Annotated in this window: 18 protein-coding genes; 3 read left to right on the forward strand and 15 right to left on the reverse strand. The window is 52.4% G+C overall.

From position 1 onward, the window contains the following. Nucleotides 1-103: 103 nt before the first annotated feature. The 10 genes from FPL14_RS02980 to FPL14_RS03025 form a co-directional block, all read right to left on the reverse strand. Entirely contained in the window at nucleotides 104-541 is a 438-nt protein-coding gene (locus tag FPL14_RS02980) for a hypothetical protein (RefSeq protein WP_182301631.1), read from the reverse strand. A gap of 217 nt (nucleotides 542-758) precedes the next feature. Further along, on the reverse strand, nucleotides 759-1,553 hold the full coding sequence (locus FPL14_RS02985; RefSeq protein ID WP_182301632.1) for an ABC transporter ATP-binding protein: 795 nt from the start codon (nucleotides 1,551-1,553) through the stop codon (nucleotides 759-761). Beyond that, a complete protein-coding gene (locus FPL14_RS02990) occupies nucleotides 1,554-2,480 on the reverse strand; it encodes an ABC transporter permease (protein ID WP_182301633.1) in 927 nt (308 codons plus the stop codon). A gap of 61 nt (nucleotides 2,481-2,541) precedes the next feature. Then, the gene (locus FPL14_RS02995; protein ID WP_229263758.1) at nucleotides 2,542-3,624 is read right to left on the reverse strand and encodes an ABC transporter substrate-binding protein; all 1,083 of its coding nucleotides are present in this window, start codon (nucleotides 3,622-3,624) and stop codon (nucleotides 2,542-2,544) included. Nucleotides 3,625-3,858: 234 nt separating this feature from the next. Next, entirely contained in the window at nucleotides 3,859-4,122 is a 264-nt protein-coding gene (locus FPL14_RS03000; RefSeq protein ID WP_182301635.1) for a YlbG family protein, read from the reverse strand. 27 nt (nucleotides 4,123-4,149) lie between these two features. Then, a complete protein-coding gene (locus tag FPL14_RS03005; protein WP_182301636.1) occupies nucleotides 4,150-4,641 on the reverse strand; it encodes a YlbF/YmcA family competence regulator in 492 nt (163 codons plus the stop codon). Between the two features lie 65 nt (nucleotides 4,642-4,706). Continuing rightward, on the reverse strand, nucleotides 4,707-6,683 hold the full coding sequence (locus tag FPL14_RS03010) for a helicase-associated domain-containing protein (protein WP_182301637.1): 1,977 nt from the start codon (nucleotides 6,681-6,683) through the stop codon (nucleotides 4,707-4,709). Beyond that, on the reverse strand, nucleotides 6,680-8,383 hold the full coding sequence (locus FPL14_RS03015) for a DNA repair helicase XPB (RefSeq protein ID WP_182301638.1): 1,704 nt from the start codon (nucleotides 8,381-8,383) through the stop codon (nucleotides 6,680-6,682). The genes FPL14_RS03010 and FPL14_RS03015 overlap by 4 nt, the downstream gene beginning before the upstream one ends. A 111-nt stretch (nucleotides 8,384-8,494) precedes the next feature. Further along, complete coding sequence (locus tag FPL14_RS03020) at nucleotides 8,495-8,935, reverse strand: CBS domain-containing protein (RefSeq protein ID WP_182301639.1); 441 nt, start codon at nucleotides 8,933-8,935, stop codon at nucleotides 8,495-8,497. Between the two features lie 106 nt (nucleotides 8,936-9,041). Next, the gene (locus FPL14_RS03025) at nucleotides 9,042-10,220 is read right to left on the reverse strand and encodes an amidohydrolase (RefSeq protein ID WP_182301640.1); all 1,179 of its coding nucleotides are present in this window, start codon (nucleotides 10,218-10,220) and stop codon (nucleotides 9,042-9,044) included. 254 nt (nucleotides 10,221-10,474) lie between these two features. On the opposite strand from FPL14_RS03025, the gene FPL14_RS03030 reads away from it, so the two are divergent. Together FPL14_RS03030 and ftsW are read left to right on the forward strand one after the other, a co-directional pair. After that, nucleotides 10,475-10,819 (forward strand): YugN family protein, encoded by a 345-nt coding sequence (locus FPL14_RS03030; RefSeq protein WP_182301641.1) that lies wholly within the window; start codon nucleotides 10,475-10,477, stop codon nucleotides 10,817-10,819. A gap of 19 nt (nucleotides 10,820-10,838) precedes the next feature. Further along, on the forward strand, nucleotides 10,839-12,026 hold the full coding sequence (gene ftsW / locus FPL14_RS03035) for a putative lipid II flippase FtsW (RefSeq protein WP_182301642.1): 1,188 nt from the start codon (nucleotides 10,839-10,841) through the stop codon (nucleotides 12,024-12,026). Between the two features lie 52 nt (nucleotides 12,027-12,078). Here ftsW and FPL14_RS03040 read toward each other — a convergent pair whose 3' ends face one another. Beyond that, nucleotides 12,079-12,456 (reverse strand): Asp23/Gls24 family envelope stress response protein, encoded by a 378-nt coding sequence (locus FPL14_RS03040; protein WP_182301643.1) that lies wholly within the window; start codon nucleotides 12,454-12,456, stop codon nucleotides 12,079-12,081. 200 nt (nucleotides 12,457-12,656) lie between these two features. On the opposite strand from FPL14_RS03040, the gene cax reads away from it, so the two are divergent. Continuing rightward, nucleotides 12,657-13,718, forward strand: coding sequence for a calcium/proton exchanger (gene cax / locus FPL14_RS03045; RefSeq protein WP_182301644.1), 1,062 nt, complete (start codon nucleotides 12,657-12,659; stop codon nucleotides 13,716-13,718). Nucleotides 13,719-13,790: 72 nt separating this feature from the next. On the opposite strand, the gene FPL14_RS03050 is transcribed toward cax, so the two are convergent. From FPL14_RS03050 to FPL14_RS03065, 4 genes are all read right to left on the reverse strand, one after another. Next, nucleotides 13,791-14,081, reverse strand: coding sequence for an Fpa/YlaN family protein (locus FPL14_RS03050; RefSeq protein WP_182301645.1), 291 nt, complete (start codon nucleotides 14,079-14,081; stop codon nucleotides 13,791-13,793). A 207-nt stretch (nucleotides 14,082-14,288) separates the two neighbouring features. Continuing rightward, nucleotides 14,289-14,528: an HPr family phosphocarrier protein gene (locus FPL14_RS03055; RefSeq protein WP_182301646.1), complete on the reverse strand. Its 240-nt coding sequence runs from the start codon at nucleotides 14,526-14,528 to the stop codon at nucleotides 14,289-14,291. Nucleotides 14,529-14,610: 82 nt separating this feature from the next. Next, nucleotides 14,611-15,726 (reverse strand): aminopeptidase, encoded by a 1,116-nt coding sequence (locus FPL14_RS03060; RefSeq protein WP_182301647.1) that lies wholly within the window; start codon nucleotides 15,724-15,726, stop codon nucleotides 14,611-14,613. 21 nt (nucleotides 15,727-15,747) lie between these two features. After that, a complete protein-coding gene (locus tag FPL14_RS03065; RefSeq protein ID WP_182301648.1) occupies nucleotides 15,748-16,500 on the reverse strand; it encodes a hypothetical protein in 753 nt (250 codons plus the stop codon). Nucleotides 16,501-16,618 lie beyond the last annotated feature (118 nt).

Raw genomic sequence — 16,618 nt, forward strand, 5'->3', positions numbered from 1 at the left:
CGCCCCGCCTTACGTCCATTAAGTTAGTTTAACTATATCACATAACGCGAACAGCCGGGGGGAAGTAACCCTCCGGCCCGGCTGTTCGTCATATCAATTTGCCTTAACGGCGTTTACGATTGTTTTTGATCAATGTCATGCGTCTGGAATGCCGCAACCAAGAATAATACGTTTTCAAATCGCGCAATTCCATCGTTTCCGACATTCTTCCTAGGAACGTAACGATAATCATTTTATGCAAGGGGTTTCCGATTAAGTCCGTTTCCGTCTCGCTTACGGCGAATTCCGCGACAAATACGAGATCGTCATCGATCGTATACACATCCTGCTCGTTCCGGTAATAAGACACGATACGGTCTTCCTTCAAGCATTCCCACATAAACTCGGCGATATCGGAATAACCGGTCTTTTCGCTTTCAACCCGATCCGTCCAGCGCGTGCGAGCATGATTGGTAATGATGATGTCGACTACCTTCTTATCCCCTAGAACAACATGGAAGGGCTCGTAAGTATTCCAGCGCTCCGTATGTTTATCCTTCACCGGGCCTTCCCCTTCCCGATTATAGGTCTCATGACTCATAAGCAACCCATTCATGACTAGGAACATAAGTTCATTTTACCGCATTCTTTCCCGATGATTCAACAATAAAATAAAATGACGCCTTACATTCCACTATTTAGTTCAACTTTGGCTAAAGTAAAGATCGTCGGGAACTTCCCGACGATCCGACTTCGTACTGGATTGTTGACGCTCATTGCTAGCCAAGGATGACCCGATCGTCCGACAGCTGGTGTCCGCTGATCCGCTCGAATTCACCGAGCAGTTGAGCTACGAATAAGCTGTTTTTCCGTTCCTCCGGTATATCTAGAATGATACGCCCTTTATCCATCATGATCAAGCGGTTTCCTAACCGAATCGCTTGCTCCATGTTATGGGTGACCATCAGCGTCGTCAGCTTCATTTCCCTAACGATCTCCTCGGTCAGGCGCGTAATCAGTTCCGCCCGCGCCGGATCCAATGCGGCCGTATGCTCGTCCAGAAGCAAGATTTCCGGCTTCGTGAAAGTCGCCATCAGCAAGCTTAACGCTTGACGCTCTCCTCCCGACAGCAATCCGACCTTAGCGTTCATGCGGTTTTCGAGGCCGATTCCAAGCCGCGCGAGCTGTTCGCGGAACAATTGCCGCTTAGCGGAAGTTGCTCCCCAACCTAGTCCCCGCGTCTTCCCCCGTTTATAGGCCATCGTCAAATTTTCTTCGATCGTCATTCGCGGAGCGGTTCCTGCCATCGGATCTTGGAATACACGGCCGATCCAACGGCTTCTTTCGTACTCCGGAACGTGCTGAATCGCTTTGTCTTCTATCCGAACTTCGCCGATATCGGGCTTCATGACGCCGGAGATAATGTTCATCAGCGTGGACTTTCCCGCGCCGTTACTGCCGATTACGGTAACGAAATCCCCCGTCTTAAACTTCAAATTCGCATTCATTAATGCGACTTTCTCGTCCGGGGTTCCCGGATTAAACAATTTAGATACGTTCACTAAATCCAGCATCTAAGAGTTGCCTCCTTTGCCCTGAGAAACCGCGGCCAATAGCTCCGCGGAGCGTCTGCGAGCAACGCTCTTCTGCTTCATCATGCGTCTTATATAAGGAACGACGAGCGCAACGATTACGATAAGAGCGGTAACCAGCTTCAGGTCCGAGGATTTGAATAATTCGACCCGCAGAGCCAAAGCCACTACGATACGATACACGACAGAGCCAAGCACTACAGCCAGAGTAGCGATGAATACCGATCTTGCTCCGAAGATCGCTTCCCCGATAATAACCGAAGCCAAACCGATGACGATCATCCCTACTCCCATCGAGATATCCGCAAAGCCCCCTTGTTGCGCGATCAACGCGCCGGAGACCGCTACCAATCCGTTCGATAAGCTAATGCCGAGAATTTTCGTCCGGTCCGTGTTCGCCCCGAAGCTCCGAATCATTCTCTCGTTGTCGCCGGTCGCCCTAAGCGCTAGACCAATATCCGTATGCAAGAAAGCGTCCAACAACAGCTTCACGATAATGACGGCGATCGCCATGACGAGAATAAATAAGCCAATCGGCTTCATTATCGGAGAGAGCAACGTCTCGGTGTTGACGACGGAAACATTCGGTCTGCCCATAATCCGGATATTGATGGAATAAAGGGCGATCATCATCAAGATCCCCGCCAACAATCCGTTCACTTTCCCCTTCGTATGCAGAAGCCCCGTGCAAGCCCCAGCCGCTAATCCTCCGCCGAAAGCGGCCAAGGTGGCCAGCAAGGGACTATATCCTTGCGAAATCATAATCGCGGCGATCGCTCCGCCCGTTGCAAAGCTGCCGTCTACGGTTAAATCCGGGAAATCCAGAATGCGAAACGTGATATATACTCCAAGAGCCATTAACGCGTAAAGAAGGCCTAGCGCTATCGCTCCGTAAATTGAATCAAGCATGGTTCAGCCTCCTTATAGAAGAAGTGGAGTGAACGACGGGAATCGTTCACTCCACTATCTGTTACTGGATAATATTATTATCTTTGTCCTTTACTTTATCCTTCATGGCATCCGTTACCGTGATTCCTTGCGCGGCTGCCGCTTTCAAGTTAAGAATCAGATCAAGTTTATCCGGAACAGTGACTTTCAGGTCGGCTGGTTTCTTGCCGTTCTTCAAGATCTCGACGGCCATTTGGCCGACTTGATAGCCGTGGTCGTAATATTTAAAGCCTACGGTTGCGAAAGCTCCCTTCTCAACGGTATCTCTATCGCTGGAGAAGAACGGGATTTTGTTATCGTTGGCTACTTGAATAATGGTATCGACGGCGCTCACGACGGTATTATCCAATGTGATATAGATCGCATCGGCACGGCCGACCAGCGATTCGGCAGCTTGCTTCACTTCGGAAGTATTGGAAGCCGCGGCTCTAACAAGCTTGATATCGTGGGCCGCCAAAGCTTCCTCGGCTTTCTTAGCCATAACGACCGCGTTCTCTTCGCCTTCATTGATAACGATTCCGACGTTCTTGACGTTCGGCATGTCGCTGGCGATGAAGTTCATGAGCTCCGTGATCGCTTCAGGATTCGTATCGGAAGCACCGGAGACGTTGCCGCCCGGTTGATCAAGATTCGTTACGATCTTCGCCGCGAGCGGATCGGTTACCGCCGCGAACAGAACCGGCGTTTCCTTCACGTTCTGCGCTACCGCCAACGCGGAAGGAGTTGCGATTCCGAGTACCAAGTCGTTCTTCTCGGAAGCGATTTTCTGAGCGATCGACAAGTTATTGGTGGAATCCGCTTGAGCGATGTTAAGATCTACCTTGAGATTCTCGCCGTCGACGATGCCCGCATCTTTAAGCGCCGCCAGGAATCCTTCGCGCGTCGCATCCAGGGAAGGGTGTTCGACGTATTGGGAAATCGCGATCTTGTAGCTGCCCGCTTCGGCATTGGAACCGGATGCGGTTGGAGACGCGCTCGACGATGCGCTTGGCGCTGGCGTTGCAGCACCGGAATTGTTGCCGGCTTCGGGTTTGTTTCCGCAACCTGCCATTACGAGCAAAGCGGCAGAGGAAATCATAATCGTAGAGAGCCATTTTTTCTTCACTTCGTTACCTCTTTTCATGGTGTTTATTCTGAGCTGCCTGAAGCTGTAACGCTTCTGCCTATTACAGCAATAAAACAGAATTGTTACTAGTTTAATAGCGCGTTTCGACATTCGTCAATTCAAAATATTTATTTCCTGTTCTCCAATTGGCATGCCTCTCACATTATGGAAAAGAGACTAAAGAAAGCCTCCCGTATCCGGGAGGCTTTCTTCCATTCAATGGCTTTCTTGCGATTATAAACCGTAAAAACGGGTTTTGTCGGGTACGTTTTTCTCGTATTCCGTTTTGATTTCATTGCGGTACGAGCGTTCGACTTTGCGGACGAAAGGCAAACGTTGCAGGTTACGGACCGCTTCTTCCGCAACGTCGGCATTCATGTACATTACGGCGTACTGCATCTTGCGGGACATATAATGCAAAGTTCCGTATTTGTCCAAGCCCTTCGCCGCTTTCGAATCGCTAAACCACACGATATAACCTGTCCGTTCGGCAAACATGTTTAACCTCCGGTTCTATCAATCTGATCAGCCGCAGCCTCCGCTACCGCAGGAGCAGCTTCCGCCGTTGCCGCAGCCGGAAGCTTTCGGATTCGGATCGTTGTCCGGAACCTTAATGCTATGCGATACGGCGTGCGCCAGCGTTCGGGATATATCATTAAGCAGTTCATCCAAGGAGTTTTCCGCGGCTTTGTACCTGCGAACCGCTTCCACCTGATCAAGCAGCGCTTCCATCTCGTACACGCGATCCAATGCGGCGTTATAGTCCGGATGGAACCTTCCGAATCGTTCGCATTCCGCGAATTGCTCTTTCGCCTTGGCGAATTGCTTAGTCAGGCTTTGCGCCTCGGCGTCTTGAAGCACTTGATCTTTCCAATACGCATATTCCGCCGCCAAAACGGAGTTTTTAAGCGAATCCCCCAGCTCGAAGGCGTAGGATAGGAGCATTGCCATATCGGCAGGCGCGTTATCCCTCACACCTTGTTCTGCCGCAGGGAGGGTTTGAGTCATGCTGGCCATCGGCCTCACCTCACCTCTCGGCTTTGCCATACCCCATCATCATAACACAACTTGCCGCTATCCGGTCAATTGGTTTCGATATCCTCCAAGTCGGGGAGCACGATCATCACGGCTTCGATCTCGTCCGCGCCGACCGCGATAGTTGCTTCCGAGCCGATTCGGTTTCCGGTACTCCCGTTGTCGGCAAACAACCGCCATTGACCAATAACCGACCATTTTCCACCATCTTCCTTTAACTCGACGGGAACGAATAGCTTGGTTTGGCCGTCCCGCTCCACTTGAACGGGAGCTTGCCAATCGATGGCTCGCTGCAGCAGTTCCTTGCGCGTGGACAGATGGTATGTCCTTGGTTTCGTGATCCATGCCGCCGGAATGTCCAGCATCCCGGGAAACAGATCCTTTGCGGCAGGCAACGTGCGGTCCGCTTCGAATACGGATAACACGTGGCGCCTATAGATCCAGCCCGATTCCTCCGAATCCGACCGTCCGGGTACGAGCTCGGGCTGATGAGTATCCGCAATATTCATGCGAAGCCGTTGGTCCAGCGGCGGGTAGCCTATTTTGCGCAACCTTTCGTTAAGAAACTTAATGGAAGAACGATCAACGATAAAATCACGGTCGCCGACTTGCTCCAACAGTTTCTCGGCCGTCTCGGGATCTTGTCGGAGCTTGCCCGCTACAGCCGCGTTTTCCGTTCGCAACAGCATGGCCTCGGCGAATCGAACTTTACCGAGCATCGAATACCAATCCTCTATCGATCTGGCGACAGGCTCCGGTAATTGCCCTCTTGAGGCTTGCTCCAGGAACGATATTAGCGATTCCTTAGAATAACCGGCATTACTGGCCTCCATGCAGGAGTTTCTCGTTATCCGGTATACGAAAACAGTATCCGCCGTCACAAGCTCGGCTATCTCGGATAAAACCCAACGCTCCCTTAGTCCCGCTTCCGGAAGGACCAGAACTTCTCCGTCCGGCTGCACGAAAATTGCTGCTTGCCCTTCATCCTGCTCCGTCGGATATGCCGATCCCGTTCGTAGCGGCTGCTTGATCCGAAAAACCGCTCTGCCGTTCCATGCGCCCCGTTCAAGCCAACCGAGAGCTTGCAGCAGTTCCAGCCAATCGTTAATCGCTCGCTCTTGCCCGTCCCGAACGGCCGCATCCTCGTCCAAATACCATTTCATCGCGGTTAAGGTCATAATCGAAGAAGCCGTAAGATGTAACGCCGGACTGACCGCGCCATACCGATCGGCGAGTTGAGCGTACAGCAGACGGTCCGCCTCCATTGGCGAATAGGCTAACCACGAAGTCAGACCCGAATCGGAAATGCGAATTTCGTTTCCGGACTTCCGCAATACGCCGTTATGCAATCCAAGATCAAGAGCGATGGCGATTTGCGGGGGAAGGTTTTCACTTTGAGGGTAAGCCAAGGATAAACAATCGAACTCCTCTGCGGATAGCCTCATCCTCTTAGTCATCCGAGTAACGTCGGTACGGGAAATGGTGCCTTTGGACGTCCACAAGAGAGGTTCTCGTGCAATCTGGTGCCATACCGATAAAAGCTCCAGCGATAGCGGAAGGCGGAATTGTCCGGAGACGTTGACCACGTCTCTCGCGTCGATATCCATTATGGCGCTGCCTGCGATCGGCAATAACAATGGCTGCCATAACGAAACGCAGTCCGAAGGCAAATACAACAATTGTTCTCCCCACGCCTTGCGAACCGCAAAGACGACGCCCGATCTTCGCAGCTTCGTCAACGCAACCCTCGTCTCGGCTCCGGTTAACGATGATGTTCTCTCTAATAGCTTAATCAGCGATTCAAGTTCAAACGGCAAACCCGCAAATTCAATAAGAATTGCTCTGAGCACCTTTACTGACGACGAATCGCCGTTTTGTCTAAGCCACGCTTGCGCCCACTCCCGGCTTCTTAGGATTTCCTCTAATTTATCCCCTTGATCGCACCTTGGCTTGATCGTCGGATCCGCAAGGATGAGCCGTCGAATCGATTCCGGGAGCCGTTGAACGGATAGAGAGATGTTCATGGCTTGGCCTCCTCTGACGAAACGGATTTTTCGAGCGATTCCCAAGTATCCACTTCATAAGGATATCCTTGTTCCAACAGAAACCGACCCCGATTGCGCGCGAATTCCACCTCGTCCGTCCCTTCGCTAACGACGGAATAGAAAGTCGCCCCGCCTCCCGATCTTTTAGGGCGCATGATCCTTCCTAACCGCTGCGCCTCCTCTTGCCTCGATCCATAGCTGCCGGATACTTGGATAGCAACGGAAGCATTCGGCAGATCGACCGCGAAATTGGCTACCTTCGATACGAGAAGCACGTCGATTTCCCCTTCGTTGAATCGGTCGAACCATTGCTTACGGCTTCGATGCGGCATCTCGCCGGTAATGAGCGGCAGCGATAACTCGCGCGAAAGCTCGCGTAACTGATCGAGATATTGACCGATGATTAAGGTCTGCAATCCGCTATGGCGCTCCAGCAAGGATTTCACGACCTCTGCCTTGCGCGGGTTTTCTCCCGCGATGCGATGCCTGCTGCGTTTAGGCGCGTTGGCATAGGTGATCGCGGTATCCGGATCCAGCGGCACCCTCACTTCGGTGCAAGCAGCTTGAGCGATCCAACCTTTCTCTTCCATCGCTTTCCAAGGAATCTCGTATCTTTTAGGTCCGATCAAGGCAAAAGCGTCGCCTTCCCGCCCGTCTTCCCTGACGAGCGTCGCCGTTAGCCCCAATCTTCTCGTCGCTTGGATTTCCGCCGTCATCCGGAACACCGGCGCAGGCAACAAATGAACCTCGTCGTAAATAATGAGGCCCCAGTCCCTATTTACGAAAAGCTGCAAATGGGGATATTCCTCATCCTTCGAGCGCCTGTGGGTAAGCACCTGGTAAGTCGCCACCGTTATGGGCTTGACGTTTTTCTTGTGACCCGTATATTCCCCGACCTCATCCTCCGATAACGTCGTATTGCGCAAAAGCTCGGTTATCCATTGGGATACCGACACCCCGTTCGAGGTCAGGATAAGCGTTTCGACTTTTAATCGGGCGATCGCCGCCATTCCCACCCAGGTTTTCCCCGCGCCGCAAGGGAGAACGATAACTCCGCTTCCTCCGTCGTGCCTCCCGTCCCCGAGCAAGGCCTTTACCGCATCGGCCTGGTAGTCTCTTAGATGTATGGGCTTACCCAGAACGGAAACCTCGCGGAAAGCAACCTCCAACGATTCTCCGGCATGAAACCCCGCATCGTCCTTAACGGGATAACCACGGGCAGCCAGCTCGCGTTTAATCCACCCGCGCGAACCTTCATGAATGACGACGCTGGTCTCCCTAGGAGGACTTGCAAAAACCGACGAGACCGTTTCCCAGCCGCATACCATCGCCATCAGCTCCGCCGATTCGGCAGCAAGAGTTAATCCGCCGTCCGAAAAGCTTAGCCGGAGTTGGCCGTATCGGCTCATTTGCGAGCGGATCTCCTCTTCCAACCGACGGGGGATCTCATTGCGCGCCAGCTCGGTTAATTGTCTTATCACATACTCGCAATCCCGTCCCGCTGCCGCGGCGTTCCATAACGACACCTGCGTCAGACGGTAAGTGTGCCACTCTCCCGGGCGCTTCTGAAGCTCGGCGATTTCTCTTAAAAAGTCTCTCGTTTCCTCGTAATCGGGGTGTCTCCCGTCCAAAAGCACGGTGCCATCCGATTGGACCCATAACGGCCGGGTACTGTTCAACCCGCATCCCTCCTTGCTAACCTCAGCCTTCCCTTTCCGTTAGATTTCTAAGCTTCTTGGGAACGCAAAAAAGCCCATTACCCGGTTCCCCGGAAAATGGGCCTTACATCCCTAATGGGCAAATGAAGAAGATTGACCTTCATGCTCGGATATGCCGCTTAACGCTTCTCCGGCTTCGTTGACGAAAATTTCCCGTATGGCCAAATCCCCCAAAGAGACGACTCCGATCAAGTGCCCGTTCTCCACGACCGGCAGCCTGCGAATTTGGCCCGACGACATGATCGATGCCGCTTCGTCGACGGATACGTCGGGGGAGACGGTACGAACGTTATCGGAAAGCACTTCCGAGACGGACGTCGAGCCGTCATGATTGTTCGCGTAACCTCGGATGACGAGATCGCGGTCCGTAACGACTCCGATTAGCTTACGGCCATCGATGACGGGAATGAAGCCGATGTCATGCTGCTTCATCAATTCAGCCGCTTCTTTAATGCTGCCCTGAGGGGAAATCGTGGTACAGTCTGCTGACATGATATCGGCAATTTTTCGCATGTAGTTCCTCCTGTTTCGATTAAGCAACCTAAGTGTTCGGTTGCCCATCTTCATAGTCATCGGTCTCTAGGTTGACCGAAACAGGAAAACCTTATACGGCATTCGTCTATTCTAAGAGCTCGGAAGCCGAATCATTCGCAACCGCGATAAGCAGCTTAGCCGAATGGAGCATCGCCCTCTCCTCGATATCGAAACGGGGATGATGGTGGGGAGCGGAGCTTCCCTCCTCATTGCCCGCGCCTACGAAGAAGAAACAACCTGGTTTCTGCTCCAAGTAATACGAGAAATCTTCGCCTGCCATGATTTGCTCGCACGGACCGGAAACCGTCCCCGGTAATGTGTCTGCGATAATGCGAAGCACTCTGTCGGCTTCTCGCTCGTCGTTCACCACGGGCGGATAACCTTCGAAGTATTGTAGCCCGTACTCGCAGTCGTGCATTTCGCAAGTATGCTTGACGATTTCCTCCAACCGCTTGCGGACGAGAGCTCGAACTTCCTTATTAAAGGAACGAATCGTACCGCTCAGCTTGCAGCTCGCGGCGATGATATTATTCGCCGAACCCGCTGCCATCCTGCCGACGGACAGAACTGCCGCGTCGAGCGGATTCACGCTGCGTGCGACGATCGTCTGCAGCGCCACGACAAGCGACGCTCCCGTAACTAATGCGTCCCTGCTCTCGTGAGGCAATCCGCCGTGCCCGCCTTTGCCCGTAATCTCGATCTCGAATTCATCGGGGGTAGCCATGAACGGCCCCGGACGCGTCGTCGCGGTTCCGTACGGAAGAGGCGACCATAAATGAATCCCGTAAATCGCGTCTACTCCTTCGAGCGCGCCGTCGGCGATCATCCGAATCGCCCCTCCGGGCAACACTTCTTCGCCCGGCTGGAACAAGAAAACCCTCGTTCCTGCCGTTTCGTTCCGATGAAGGCTATAATAACGGGCGACGGCTAACAGTTGCGCCGTATGTCCATCATGTCCGCAGGCGTGCATTACGCCCGGGACGGAAGAACGATACGTACAATCCTTCGCATCTTGTATGGCAAGCGCGTCGATATCCGCCCGCAGAGCGATCGTTCGGCCTGGCAAGTCGCCGATAAGCTTCGCCACGACTCCGGTTCCGGCCACGCCGCGGCGAACTTCCAGCCCCCAGGAATCCAGCAGATCGGCGATCATTCTCGACGTTTCGTGTTCTTGGAAAGATAGTTCTGGATGTTGATGCAAGCGCCGGCGCCATTGGACCATATCTTCGTATAGAGATTGCAGCGTTTGTTCATTAACCGTCATGGTGGCGCCCCCTTTCCCGTAATCCATCTATTTGTACCATTGTATCAGAAAGCGAACGGCTCCGTAACCTTCCGGGCAAGCAGGAGGGGATAATTGTCAATGAACGTTCGAACTTGTGCGCGGGGCCGGGCTTGCAGAAGGCTCGTAAACCGTCTATCATGGAAAGGAACGACGCATATTTTGACCTCAGTGACGACAAACCGCAGGCGTCATGACGCTGTTTGTTGGATCGCTTATCCTAAGGAGGATTATCCATGTTACTCGACAATACCGGATTAAACGGAGTTCGCAGCGACCTTGCCCATCTGGACGAATCCAGCGACAAATTGGGTTTCGTACGTTGGCAATGGGAATATCGCCGCGCTACATATGACCTTAAGCTCCATGATCGGACGAGCGGTCAAGACTATTTCTTGCGCATCGCTACAAGAGCCGTAGAAGGAAAGCTCGAGAATCCGGACGCGATTCTCGAGGTGGAAGCGGTATACATCGGACGGGCAACGTTCCCTCACGGGCTTGATTACGAATCTCCGGTTCCGTCGACGATCCTTAACGCAGCGACTCAGCGTACGCAGGAATTAAAAAAGCTTCTTTCCTAATGGCGCGGGGGAATCGAAGATGAAGACTCCAGAGAGCGGTCAGCGGGGCACTCCTGATTTTCTGTTGCTGATTCTGACGCTTCTGCTTGTGGGTTTCGGTCTTGTTATGGTGTTCAGCGCAAGCTCGAGCATGGCGGTGTCCGATTCCGATTACAATAATGACGCTCTCTATTTCTTGAAGCGTCAATTGATGTGGGTTGGAATAGGAACTTTTATCATGCTGGTGATGATGAACATTCATTTCCAGAAGTACAAGAAGCTGTTTATGCTGTTTTTTATCGGAACGTTATTTTTGCTCTTCCTCGTCCCCATCATCGGGGAATCGAGAAACGGAGCGACTAGCTGGTTAGGAGTCGGCAGTTTCGGCGTGCAGCCGACGGAGTTCGCCAAATTGGCTATCATCCTTTACCTCGCGGCTATCATCGCGAAGAAGGATGAGAAGTTCCGCGATTTCAAACGCGGTCTGCTCCCCGTTATGATCGTGGTCGGTTTTTTCGCCTTCCTCATCATGCTGCAGCCGGATTTCGGCTCCTGCGCGATTCTCGTCATGTGCGCTTCCGCGATCGTCATCGCCGGCGGCTCGAACTTGAAGCATATCATGCTTTCTTCGGGCGTTCTTCTAGGTCTTGCGGCGCTGGGGACAAGCTTTTATTTCCTCTTCAACGGCGATGCCGATTTCGGCTTCCGCGGAGACCGCTTTACCGCCTTTATGGATCCATTGGCGGATCAACAAGGCACCGGCTACCATTTGACGCGTTCCCTCGAGGCTTTCGGGCATGGCGGGTTGTTCGGCGCCGGGTTGGGCAATAGCGTGCAAAAGTTATTCTACTTGCCTTACGCGTATAATGACTTCATATTCGCGGTCATCGGCGAAGAGCTAGGTTTCGTAGGGACAACGATATTTATTTTGTTCTATATCCTCTTCCTGTGGAGAGCGCTTATCGTAGCGCTCCGTTGTCCCGACATCTACGGGACGTTAGTCGGTATCGGACTCGTCTCCTTGATCGCCATCCAAGCCCTTATTAACATGGGCGGCGTTAGCGGCGCGATCCCGATTACCGGAGTAACGTTGCCGTTCATCAGCTACGGGGGTTCCTCGATGCTAACGTTGCTGACGGGCATGGGAGTTCTGCTTAGCATATCCCGCGAATATAACCGGGTAGGTAAAGAACCGACCTCGACCCCATCCTACTCCGGAAGAAATTAAAAAAACGTGATCGAGCAGCTTCGAGGCCGCTTTGATCACGTTTTTGCTTTGTTTACTTTACGCGGTGAGCTTCTTCCGTCTCCTCGTCCTTGAACGCAACGCCTTCTACCTTGACGTTCACCTCAACGACGGTAAGACCGGTCATATTCTCGACCGCTTCACGGACATTATCTTGCAGTCGGCGCCCGACCTCTTGAATAGGAATGCCGTATTGCACCACAATCCTTAAGTCGATGGCTGCCTCCACTTGACCTACTTCTACCGAAACGCCCTTCTGAGCGTTGCGTCCGCTCAGCCGTTTGGCCAAGCCTTCCGAAATTCCGCCCGACATGGCGGCGACTCCAGGCGTTTCCAACGCCGCTAATCCGGCAATCGTAGCGACGACATCATCAGAAATCCGAATTAAACCTTGCTGCATCTCTTCCGTCATGGCGGCTCACTCTCCCGAACCTGTTATGCTTCCATTGTAATGGAAGACTAGCCCAGAAGCAACCGGAAGCGAATCCCCTCTATCCCCGCCTCGAACTTTAGACCCCCCGTTTACTTCGCATAGCATATTGGGTATAGTAAGAAATGCCATTTGCAACTTAAAGAGGATATTAAAAAAGTTCCGCGACGGGGTGTGTTCGTTTGTTGAAAAAACTGTTCTTTCCGCTACTCATTATTACTTTCGTTCTTAGCGCCCTTTCCCACTACATGCACTGGGGCGCGGAGATCGAATTCGCGTTCGCCGGAATAGCCATCCTATTCGCGGCAGGACTCCTCGGCAAAGCGACCGAATCCGTCGCCCACTACGCCGGCCAGCGGCTTGGAGGATTCCTTAACGCGACGTTCGGCAACGCGGCAGAGCTCATTATCGCCATTTTCCTGATCAAGGAAGGATTGTTCGAAATCGTCAAGGCGAGCTTAACGGGCGCGATCATCGGCAACTTGCTGCTCGTGCTAGGGGCAAGCGCTCTAGCAGGCGGTTTAAAATATAAGGAACAGAAATTCAACCAGCACCTGGCTGGCCAGAATGCCTCCCTTATGCTGCTCGGCGTCATCGCCCTGTTCATTCCGGCCATCTTCGTCAAAACCGAGCACATATCCGAGCACAATACGATGAACATCAGCTTGGTTGTCGCTGCGTTTCTCATAATCGCTTATGCCGGTTGGCTGTTCTATTCCATGTTTACTCACAAGAGCATGCTCGAGGATCACGCCGAAACCCAGCCCGATCATGGGGAGGAACCTTCATGGTCCAAGGGACTGTCCGTCGTTTTCTTAGTCGTCGCCACTGTCATGGTCGCCTTCATAAGCGAATGGCTAGTACATACCCTTGACACCTTCTCCTCGCGTTTCGGATTGTCGGAATTGTTCGTCGGGGCTTTCGTGGTCGCTATCGTGGGCAACGCGGCAGAGCATAGCGCGGCGATTATGCTGGCGATGAAGAACAAGATGGGCGCCGCGGTCGAAATCGCCGTCGGCAGCAGCCTGCAAATCGCGTTGTTCGTCGCTCCTGCGCTTGTGTTCATTAGTTTGCTGTTCGGCGAAGGCATGAATCTCATCTTCACGACCATCGAGATTGCGGCCATCGGAGTCGCCGTTCTGATCGCGACTTCCATTTCCAGGGACGGAGCCACGACCTGGTTCGAAGGCAAGCTGCTTCTGATCGTGTACATCATACTCGGAGTATCCTTCTACTTCGTGTGATCTAGGCCCAATACTCAAAATGCCGACACTCAAAATGCCGACAAAAAAGAAGAGCAGCAACCCGACGGGTTGCTACTCTTCTTTTGTTTCCAACGCTTCGTATAAAATCGCCAGATTCCGTTCCAACTGGCTGATCAGCAATTTGCCCGCGCCTTCGTCAACCAGTCCTGTCCTGACCGCGAAATCAACCGCTCTCGAGAAGCCGTACATCTGGGTGTCCAGCACTTCCTCGTATAGCGGGCATTTGCGGGTCGTCAGATTTTCCATCTGGATCGCGATCAACTTCTCGATTTTGTCGGCATCCTCCTGAAGCAGACGCAACGCCTTCTCATTCAGATCGATCATAGTATCCGATGCTGCCATTCCCACTCCCCCTGTGCCCAAACTACCGATAAAGAGCGAGCCTCCGCGCCGATGATGATGTGTAGCACGCCAGCTTTCTCTAGCTATCCCTTTTATATTAGACGATATTGCAAAGAAGTACAAGATCATCGAAGCCCTTTAACTAAAAACACCTCGCCCAACCGGACGAGATGTCTCTTAAGTAACCATTATTCCGTTGGGGTCCGACTATTCCACAACCGTAACGTTCAAGTTATGTTTAGCGAAAATAGCGCCCAATTCCTTCTTCGCTTCTTCGGCATCCGGCCCATGAACGTGAAGCTCATAAGAAAGGTTACCGACTAGGGTAGTAAACAAGCCCAGGATACTTTTGACGTCGATGTACTTGTTCTCAGCTTGAAGAACGATGGATGAACGAAACTTATTGGCGGTTTGGGACAATTCAACAATAGCCGCATTATTAGACATGGTATCCCTCCTAAAATTTAGGCAAATCAATCTCTTTCACATCATACCTTGTTCCCCTAAATTCACGCAAGAGGGGAATGCATTATTTCAAAGAATCCGGGTTTAGGCCTTCGAGCTCAGGAATGACGAACAATCCGTCTTTGCGTATTAGCACGTCGTCGAAATACACTTCCCCGCCGCCGTATTCCGGCCTTTGGATGAGCACAAGGTCCCAATGAATCGAGGAACGGTTGCCGTTGTCGGTAACCTCGTAGGCTTGCCCGGGCGTAAAATGAAGGCTTCCCGCGATTTTCTCGTCGAACAGCGTATCCTTCATCGGATGGAGAATGTACGGGTTGAAGCCCAAGCTGAATTCCCCGATATGGCGCGCTCCGTCGTCGCTGTCCAGCAACGCGTTAATTCGATCGGTATCGTTCGCGGTCGCTTTGACGATTTTCCCGTTCTCGAAAGTGAATTCGATATTCTCGAAAGTAAATCCGTTGTATACGCTTGGCGTGTTATATGCGATCGTACCGTTAACGGAATTCCGAACCGGGCACGAGTACACTTCGCCGTCCGGAATGTTGCGCTCGCCGGAGCACTTCTGGGCGCCTATGCCTTTAATCGAAAACGTTAGATCAGTGCCCGGAGACACGATCCGCACTTTATCCGTCCGGCTCATGAGCTGCTGCAACGGATCCATGGCACGGTCCATTTTGGCGTAATCCAAATTGCACACGTCAAAATAAAAGTCTTCGAACGCTTCCGTGCTCATGTTGGCCAATTGGGCCATGGAGCTGTTCGGATAACGCAAGACGACCCATTTGGTCTTTTTGACCCGTTGCTCCATATGTACCGGATGGCGATGAATCCGATCGTACATTTTCATCTTCGCGGCCGGAACATCGGCAAGCTCGTTGACGTTCTCCCCTGCCCTTATACCGATATATCCTTGCATCCGTTTCATTCTTTCCAGATCGTAAGCAGACCAAGTCGCCAATTGCTCCTCGTTCGCGCAATTGAGCAAAGTTCTCGTGACGGAACGGTCCTCGATTTCGACGAAAGGATTTCCGCCTAATCGTGCCACTTCTTCGATCAGACATTTCAGCAATTCGCGCTCCGATCCGATCATCTCGATGAGAACGTTATCTCCCGGTTGAACTTTTACCGAGTATCCTGCCAGATTAGCGGCTAGTTTCTGCAAGCGTGGATCTCTCATAATCGCAAGACTCTCCTTTAGCTATCCCTGATTAACCTTCTTCATTGTACCACCTTGCGCTTTGAGGAGGAAATTCGTCTCGGAAACGCGTTTCTCCTGACAAGGTTTGCCATCCCATTCATAATTCAACACCGTCTCCTCTTTCATTTGGGAAGGAAACCAGCTTTTCGAATTCGCCGTCCATTGACAATCCGTCTTCACCCTTAAGGTGTCTATCGCCGCCTGAAGCTTCGCTTCCGAGGTCCGCAGTATTTTCTCGGCTTCATCGGGATCGCCCCTCAGAAGGCCTTTGTCGGCGCGCAGGAGGGCGAATTCCTCCTTTAACTGCTTCACGACCCTGTCCTTAGCCACATTGTCGTCTAATTTAATCTGCATGCGGACCGGTTGATCGGGCAGTGGATTCTCGACGTAGGAAATCGTTGCCGTCGTGGCTTTAAAAGCTTCGAGCAATTGAAGCGGCCGATAGGTTATCGTATGGCCCGACGCATGCGAAGCAGGCGATACGCCCGAAGCTTTCCATTGCATGTCAAGCTTGCCGTGCAACGTGACTTCCCCTTTGTACTCCGATCTCCCCCCTACGACCCCGCCGGAATCGAGTACGGTTACTTCTCCGGCGAATTCATATCTTTCGCTTCCCGACAAAGCGGAAGCGGACAAGGCGAAGGCTTTCTCCGCCGGCAGCGATTCCGTGGACGCCATGCAGCCCTGAATAACCAGCATAAGCATTGCCGATCCCGTGAATGCGGTTATTGTTTTCAGTATTTCGCTCCTCATATGTTCACCCCTTACGCTTCGTATCCTCTCCCCTTTTGTCATGTCTATTCGCAAAGCCGATCAATGAACGCTAAATCGGTTCCTCCGCTCGTCAAAAAAAGCTTGCCGAAGTCCGATG

It is taken from the genome of Cohnella cholangitidis (assembly GCF_014107495.1).
Classification (GTDB): Bacteria; Bacillota; Bacilli; order Paenibacillales; family Paenibacillaceae; genus Cohnella; species Cohnella cholangitidis.